The 8,138-nt window shown below is 43.7% G+C and carries 3 protein-coding genes and 2 pseudogenes; 4 read left to right on the forward strand and 1 reads right to left on the reverse strand.

Going from position 1 to position 8,138, the window contains the following annotated elements:
- Positions 1-325: 325 nt before the first annotated feature.
- Entirely contained in the window at positions 326-877 is a 552-nt protein-coding gene (gene cysC, locus V7K50_RS00990) for an adenylyl-sulfate kinase (protein WP_334956399.1), read from the reverse strand.
- 933 nt (positions 878-1,810) lie between these two features.
- Here cysC and V7K50_RS00995 point away from each other — a divergent pair.
- The 4 genes and pseudogenes from V7K50_RS00995 to V7K50_RS01010 all read left to right on the forward strand — a co-directional run.
- Positions 1,811-2,914 (forward strand): TIGR03032 family protein, encoded by a 1,104-nt coding sequence (locus V7K50_RS00995; protein ID WP_334956400.1) that lies wholly within the window; start codon positions 1,811-1,813, stop codon positions 2,912-2,914.
- A gap of 64 nt (positions 2,915-2,978) precedes the next feature.
- Entirely contained in the window at positions 2,979-7,397 is a 4,419-nt protein-coding gene (locus V7K50_RS01000) for a beta strand repeat-containing protein (RefSeq protein ID WP_334956402.1), read from the forward strand.
- A gap of 206 nt (positions 7,398-7,603) precedes the next feature.
- Positions 7,604-7,804 (forward strand): annotated as a pseudogene (locus V7K50_RS01005) (L-histidine N(alpha)-methyltransferase); the annotation flags it as partial.
- 60 nt (positions 7,805-7,864) lie between these two features.
- Positions 7,865-8,050: pseudogene (locus V7K50_RS01010) on the forward strand (ISAzo13-like element transposase-related protein); the annotation flags it as partial.
- Positions 8,051-8,138: the final 88 nt, after the last annotated feature.

Below are 8,138 nucleotides of genomic sequence, written 5' to 3' on the forward strand. Positions count from 1 at the left end.
CTAGCTATAGATAACAGAAAACTATCTCTATTCATGCTTGAATAACTGGTCAACCCTTGAAATTGCTTTTTTATGACTTTTTCAGCAACCCCTAGTTAGGTGTGATTTTAGGCACTCGTTGATCCCCCCTAACCCCCTTAAAAAGGGGGAAGAATCAAAGTCCCCCTTTTTAAGGGGGATTTAGGGGGATCTCCAAGGGTTAGGCGTATAAAAAAACTTTTCAAACAACCTCTTAGAGCGTCGGGAAGGGGGTTAGGTTTTCGTGGACTTTTCCAGATCACCTGAATTGTCAGCTACAGCAGATTTCAAAGGCGAGAGGTATACTTCATTTACTTGCAAAGTGCTGTACGTAACCCAACTTTTCCAGCTTTTGTAACACCTTATTTGCGCTCTCAGCAACGCTTTCTTCATTAGTTTTGCATTCGACTTCAGGAGAGATTGGTATTTCATAAGGATCATCAATACCAGTGAAGTGCTTAATTTCCCCAGTTCTTGCTTTTTTATACAACCCTTTTACGTCTCGCTGTTCACAAACTTCTAATGATGCATTGACGTAAACTTCAATGAAAGATGGAATACTTTGGCGCACTTCTTTCCGAATTTCGCGGTACGGTGAAATTGCCGAAACCAAGACAATTACATTATTTCTGGCAAGAAGGTGAGCCACAAAACCAATGCGCCGAATATTTTCTTCTCGATCCTCTTTACTGAAACCCAACCCTCTGCATAAATTTTGACGTACCACATCGCCATCCAGAACTTCAACTCTGTATCCCTGTATACGGAGTTCCTTCTCAACAAATTTACAGATAGTAGTTTTACCTGCACCACTCAGACCAGTGAACCATACTGTCACTCCACACTCTTGTTGTCTCATCTTATATCATGTCCGCTTGATTGCTTATTAAACTCGAAGAAACTCACCCCCGCCAAAGCTATGCTTTGTCTCCCCTCCCCACAAGCGGGGAGGGGCTGGGGGTGGGGTGTATTGACTGTGGTTAGCATAACTAATTATGCGGACATGATATTACCTCCGTCGTACACTTCAAATGGCACACCAAAAAAAGCTTTTTTGGGTAACTTCCGGTCAAATAGCAATCTTATTTTTATAATCCTTTTTTAGCAGGAATTTGAGGCATTACTTGGCGGTTTGTGTCAGCTTTACTACTTTCTCTTTACTGATTTCGAGTTAATTAATCAGAATTTATACGTATTTTGGCTCAATATTTAATACAGATGCAGACTATGCCTACAACAGTCTATACCTACCCACCTTCTCAAGCCTAAGAACGATTATCAAAGCTAATAGTAAGAAAACCTGCTGACCCAAGCTTCAAGTTGCTGAAGTTTTGAACAATTTTTATATCCAGTATATATACAGTTTCTTTCTAAAAAAATGGTCTTTATTATAACAATAGTATATCAAGCAAGACTTACCACTAAGACATTATAAAAAAACTAAGCTCAAAATTTTTGCAAAGTTAGGTTTGGTGCAGGCTTATGGCCGTGGGACCTGTTATCTGGGGGTAATTCCTTTGGGTTCTCTTCCTGGTAAAGGTTTGTTTATTGACAATGATGGTACGTCTTATAGTCTGTGTCATTAATTTTGCATGGTTCGTATTGAGCGATAAATCGCTCAATTTTAAAGGCTAGAGCCACGGACTATTTTTGTTCTCAATTAATACCATTTTGGATTGAGAATCGATGTCTTTGCCTGGGTTCCATCAATCCATCTGTCACAATTATTTTTCAAGTTGGCATAAGTCAAAATCCCCAACAAAATTTCAAATTTAATTCAACTTATTTATTTATGTTAGCCACCTCTACCACTACTGCCCCAGAAGAGAATAACTTAATTCAGTGTGATGCCGATCAGGGATTTATCTCCTGGCTAAGTCAAGCCGGAGGTTCAGTTGCCATTACCACCTACCAAGCTGGAAAACTGGCAGTTGTGGGCTGGAATGGGCAACAAATTACCATGCTGTTACGCCAATTTTCTAAACCAATGGGGTTGGCAGTTCATGGTTCACGTCTGGCACTAGCTAGCCATCACGAAGTCTGTTTATTAGCCAATGCCTCTGCATTAGCTTATGAGTTTTTAGAAGACCAGCCCGGACGCTACGATGCTCTCTACCTGCCACGGATGGCATACTTCACAGGCGATCTTAACATTCACGACCTAGAATTTGGCAGGGAAGGGCTGTGGATTGTCAACACCCGCTTTTCCTGTCTTTCTGCCTTGAGTCCAGACTTTAGCTTTGTACCACGCTGGCATCCCAAATTTATTTCTGAAGTAGTGCCAGAAGACCGTTGCCACCTCAATGGGCTAGCGATGGTGGATGGCAACCCCAAGTATGTAACTGCCCTCGGTGCGACAGATACCGTCGGGGGATGGCGACCGGGCAAAAGCAACGGTGGGGTCGTAGTGGAAGTGGAGAGTAATGAAATTATTTTAGATGGATTATCAATGCCCCATTCTCCAATCTGGCATGACGGATTTTTGTGGCTCCTCAACTCTGGTGCTGGGGAAATATGGCGCATTCATCCTGAATCAGGAGACAAACAGGTAGTCTGTGTACTCCCTGGATTTCTGCGGGGGTTGTGCTGCGTGGGGTATTACGCCCTAGTCGGACTTTGCCAGATTCGGGAACGACATATTTTCGGAGGGTTGCCCATTACCCAACGGTTTGAGCAGTTGCTCTGTGGCGTAGCAGTCGTAGATTTGCGAAATGGGCAGCAGGTGGGGATGCTGAAGTTCACAACAGGCTGTCAAGAACTTTATGATGTGCAGTTTCTCTCTGGTGTACAGCGTCCGATGGTTTTGAATCAGGAACGAAAAGAAATCCGCCAAGCATTTACTGCACCAGAGTTGAACTACTGGCTGCGACCGAGTGCAGTGATTCCTAATGACTAAGGAATCTGCCTAATCAGAGCGTAATTGTTGAAATCAAATTTTTAGTTTTTTTAGAGGTTTTTTCATGAATGAATTGAGAGTCAATAGCACCATCAGCAATAATCAATCTAACTCCACAGTAGCGATAGATACAAATGGGGACTTTGTTATCTCCTGGCAAAGCTTTGGTCAGGACGGGGATAAATATGGGATATATGCCCAACGCTACAACAGTTCTGGGGTGGCTCAAGGGAACGAATTTAAAGTCAATAGCACTACCATAGGTGATCAAAAGAACCCCACAATAGCGATGGATACAGGGGGAGACTTTGTTATCTCCTGGCAAAGCAATCTTCAGGACGGGGATAAATATGGGATATATGCCCAACGCTACAACAGTGCTGGGGTAGCTCAAGGGAGCGAATTCAAAGTCAATACCACCACCACCAGTAATCAAAAGAACCCCACAATAGCGATGGATACAGGGGGAGACTTTGTTATCTCCTGGCAAAGCAATCTTCAGGACGGGTCTGGCTATGGAATATATGCCCAACGCTACAACAGTGCTGGGGTAGCTCAAGGGGGCGAATTCAAAGTCAATACCACCACCAGCAACGATCAATCTAACTCCACAGTAGCGATGGATGCAAGTGGGGATTTTGTCATTTCCTGGACTAGCTATGGTCAGGATGGGTCTTACGATGATGGGATATATGCCCAACGCTACAACAGTTCTGGGGTAGCTCAAGGGGGCGAATTCAAAGTCAATACCACCACCAGCAGTAATCAAAATAACTCTACAGTAGCGATGGATGCAAGTGGGAACTTTGTCATCTCCTGGCAAAGCCTTGGTCAAGACAATTCTGACTATGGGATATATGCCCAACGCTACAACAGTGCTGGGGTAGCTCAAGGGGTCGAATTCAAAGTCAATAGCACTACTATAGCTAGTCAAAATAACCCCATTGTATCGATGGATGCAAATGGGGACTTTGTTATTTCTTGGACTAGCTATGGTCAGGACGGGGATAATGATGGGATATATGCCCAACGCTACAACAGTTCTGGGGTGGCTCAAGGGAAGGAATTTCAGGTTAATACCTACTTCACTAGCACTCAAAATAACCCCACAGTAGCGATCGCTAAAGATGGAGACTTTGTTATCTCCTGGACTAGCTCAGGTCAAGATGGGGATAAGAATGGGATATATGCACAACTATATAATAACAGTGGGGTTCCCCCGATGATCACCTCTGGTTCTGTTTATGCTCTGGCATACACCGAGAACGCCACTACAGCAATTGACTCAGGCATTACCGTCAGCGATGTAGACTCCCTTAATCTGGCTAGTGCCACTATCAGCATTACCAGTGGTTTCGCCTCTACTCAAGACACCCTGACCTTCACCAACCAAAATGGGATTACGGGCAGCTACAACAGCAGCACAGGTATCTTAACCTTAACTGGCAGTGACACCGTTGCTAATTATCAAACCGCACTGCGTACCATTACTTATACCAACAGCAGCGACAACCCCACTGTTACACCTCGTACCATCAGCTTTCTAGTTAATGACGGGAGTAACGATAGTACCGCCGTTACCCGCAATATTAATATTACGGCGGTGAATGATGCACCCGTTGCTACTGCCACCAACTCTGCTCTGACATACACTGAGAACGCCACTACAGCCATCGACTCAACCATCACTGTCAGCGATGTAGACTCTCCCAACTTAGCTAGTGCCACCATCAGCATTACCAGTGGTTTCGCCTCTGCTCAAGATACCCTCGCCTTCGCCAAGCAAAATGGCATTACGGGCAGCTACGACAGCAGCACAGGTGTCTTAACCTTAACTGGCAGTGACACCGTTGGTAATTATCAAACCGCACTGCGTTCAGTTACTTATAACAACAGCAGTGATAACCCCAGTCTCACACCTCGCACCATCAGCTTTGTAGTTAATGATGGGACTGCTAATAGTACCACCGCTACCCGCAATATTAATATTACGGTGGTGAATGATGTACCCGTTACTACTGCCACCAACTCTGCTCTGGCATACACCGAAAACACCACTACAACCATCGACTCAGGCATCACCGTCAGCGATGTAGACTCCCCCAACTTAGCTAGTGCCACCATCAGGATTAGTAGTGGTTTCGCCTCTGCTCAAGATACCCTTGCCTTCGCCAACCAAAATGGCATTACGGGCAGCTACAACAGCAGCACAGGTGTCTTAACCTTAAATGGTAGTGACACCGTTGGTAATTATCAAACTGCACTGCGTTCCATTACTTATAACAACAGCAGTGATAACCCCAGTCTCACACCTCGTACCATCAGCTTTGTAGTTAATGATGGGACTTCTAATAGTACCGCAGCTACCCGCAATATTAATATTACGGCGGTGAATGATGCTCCCGTCGCTGTTAACGACATCATCACGACAAACAAAAACATACCTATTATAATTAACGCTACTACCCTGTTGAGTAATGATACAGATGCCGATGTCACTGACGTATTGAGTATTACTGGCTTTACCCAACCTAATAAAGGAAGCTTACTCGACAACAACAACGGTACTTACACTTATACCCCGAACCAAGACTATTTTGGCTCCGACGGCTTCACTTACACCATAAGTGATGGGCATGGAGGTAGTAGTACTGCTACTGTAAACTTGACGATTAACGAAGTAAACTATGTAACTAATAGCACTTCAGGTGCAGACAACCTGATTGGTACGGTAAACAAGGATTTCATATCAGGATTGCAGGGCAATGATACGCTCCAAGGACTAGGTGATAACGATACCCTTGATGGCGGTGATGGGAATGATTTCTTAGATGGTGGTGCAGGATCTGACAGTCTGATTGGTGGTAAAGGCAATGACACTTATACTGTGGACAGTATCGGCGACACTATTGTTGAAGGCTTAAATGCAGGCACAGATTTAGTCAAGTCTTCAGTGACTTGGGTGTTGGGAGATAACCTGGAGAACTTAACCCTGACAGGAACCGACGCAATCAATGCTACTGGTAACAAGCTTAATAACATCTTGATTGGAAATACTGCCGCTAATATGTTGAGCGGACAAAATGGCAACGATAACCTCTTTGGTGATTCAGGCAATGACACCTTAGATGGAGGTGCAGGCAATGACACCTTAGATGGAGGTTTGGGAGCTGATACTCTCATTGGTGGAATCGGCAATGATATTTATATCGTAGACAACCTGAACGATATTATTACTGAAGGCTTAAATGCAGGCACAGATTTAGTTAAGTCTTCGGTGACCTTCGTGTTGGCAGAGAACCTGGAGAACTTAACCCTAACTGGAAGCGGGGCAATCAATGGTACTGGTAACAGCCTTAATAACATCCTGATTGGAAATACTGCCGCTAATATGTTGAGCGGACAAAATGGCAACGATAACCTCTTTGGTGATTCAGGCAATGACACCTTAGATGGAGGTGCAGGCAATGACACCTTAGATGGAGGTTTGGGAGCTGATACTCTCATTGGTGGAATCGGCAATGATATTTATATCGTAGACAACCTGAACGATATTATTACTGAAGACTTAAATGCAGGCACAGATTTAGTTAAGTCTTCGGTGACCTTCGTGTTGGCAGATAACCTGGAGAACTTAACCCTAACTGGAAGCGGGGCAATCAATGGTACTGGTAATACCCTTGATAACATCCTGACGGGAAATACTGGCGCTAATATTTTGAGCGGAGGAGATGGGAATGATACCTTGTTGGGTGGTACAGGTAATGATACCTTGTTGGGTGGTGCAGGCAATGACACCTTAGATGGAGGTGCAGGTACTGACAGGCTTGATGGTGGAGCCGGCAATGACACTTACATCGTAGACAACGTGAACGATACTATTATTGAATCCGCCAATGCAGGCATAGATTTAGTCAAGTCTTCGGTGACTTTGGTGTTGTTAGCTAACCTGGAGTACTTGACTTTGACTGGAGGTGGGGCAATCAATGGTACTGGTAACACCCTTGATAACATCCTGACGGGAAATACTGGCGCTAACACGTTAACAGGAGGAGATGGCAATGATACCCTCTTTGGTAACTCAGGTAATGACACCTTGCTTGGTGGTGCGGGTGATGATTTACTAGCTGGTGGAATTGGTCGAGATATGCTGACTGGTGGATCTGGGCGAGATAGCTTCAACTTGGCTGGTAGCCGCACTGGAGGCTATGATACCATTACTGATTTTACTCATGGAGATGATAGTATCTTGGTTTCCAAGGCAGAATTCACACTCAGCCAATCTCCTAATACTACACTCGATCCCAGCTTGTTCCGACTTGGTACTAGTGCGACAACCGCAAGCGATCGCTTTATCTATGATCAAACTACGGGGAACCTATTCTTTGACAAAGATGGGGTTGGTAGCACTGCACAAGTTCAGATAGCCCTGTTCTCGAATAAAGCAGTGCTTAGTAGTACAGATATTAATGTGATTGCCTAAGGGACTTCCAATTAAAAAAATACCCAAAAAACTGGCTAAAAAGCTCTCTCCTCCTCATTGCTCTGTGTTCTCTGTGTCTCTGTGGTTCGTTTATTTGGGTAATTTATTTCTTGGAAGTCCCTAACGAAAGCTAACTATAGCCACTAAAGGTAAATTACCCAGCAAGAGTTGATCTGTCTCTTGCTGGGTAGCTTTTTAGCCCACATTTTGAGGCGAATTTTGACACCACCCAGTTTGAACACTGGGCATTTTACAATGAAAGTGAGCATCAAATAGAAATGCATTTACGCAACGTGCGATCGCAAGTTGTCGAATTACGCGCTCTTAACCTCAAGATTAATTTTGCACTAGGTGAGACTATCCTCACTGAAATTTCTCGCAAATTTGATCTTAGGGACTTCCAGAAAATAAACTATTCCACTAACAAGAATGATAATCATTTTAAAGGGGAATGAAGGGATGGAGCGAAAGCTGATAACCATGATTATAATCCAAAAACAACTGTAACTCCTTATGGTATATTTCTTCCAGAGCTTGATGAGCTATTTTTGTACTTTACAGAATCAAAAGTTACCAGTGATTTTATTGTTGATGTTTTAGAAGATTTTTGGTCTTGTGAAAAGCATCGTTTTTCGCAAATTAAAACGGTTCTTCAGTACTTGTTATGCCAAATTATTAAGATATAGATATCAAACAATGTCAAAAAATGTATCAATAATCTGCCAAAAGTACTATAAGGAT

The organism is Nostoc sp. (assembly GCF_036917135.1).
GTDB lineage: Bacteria > Cyanobacteriota > Cyanobacteriia > Cyanobacteriales > Nostocaceae > Nostoc.

What these genes read in the sequence shown, in the direction of transcription:
- cysC (WP_334956399.1), bottom strand. Translation starts at nt 877, where the DNA reads ATGAGACAACAAGAGTGTGGAGTGACAGTATGGTTCACTGGTCTGAGT.
- V7K50_RS00995 (WP_334956400.1), top strand. Translation starts at nt 1,811, where the DNA reads ATGTTAGCCACCTCTACCACTACTGCCCCAGAAGAGAATAACTTAATT.
- V7K50_RS01000 (WP_334956402.1), top strand. Translation starts at nt 2,979, where the DNA reads ATGAATGAATTGAGAGTCAATAGCACCATCAGCAATAATCAATCTAAC.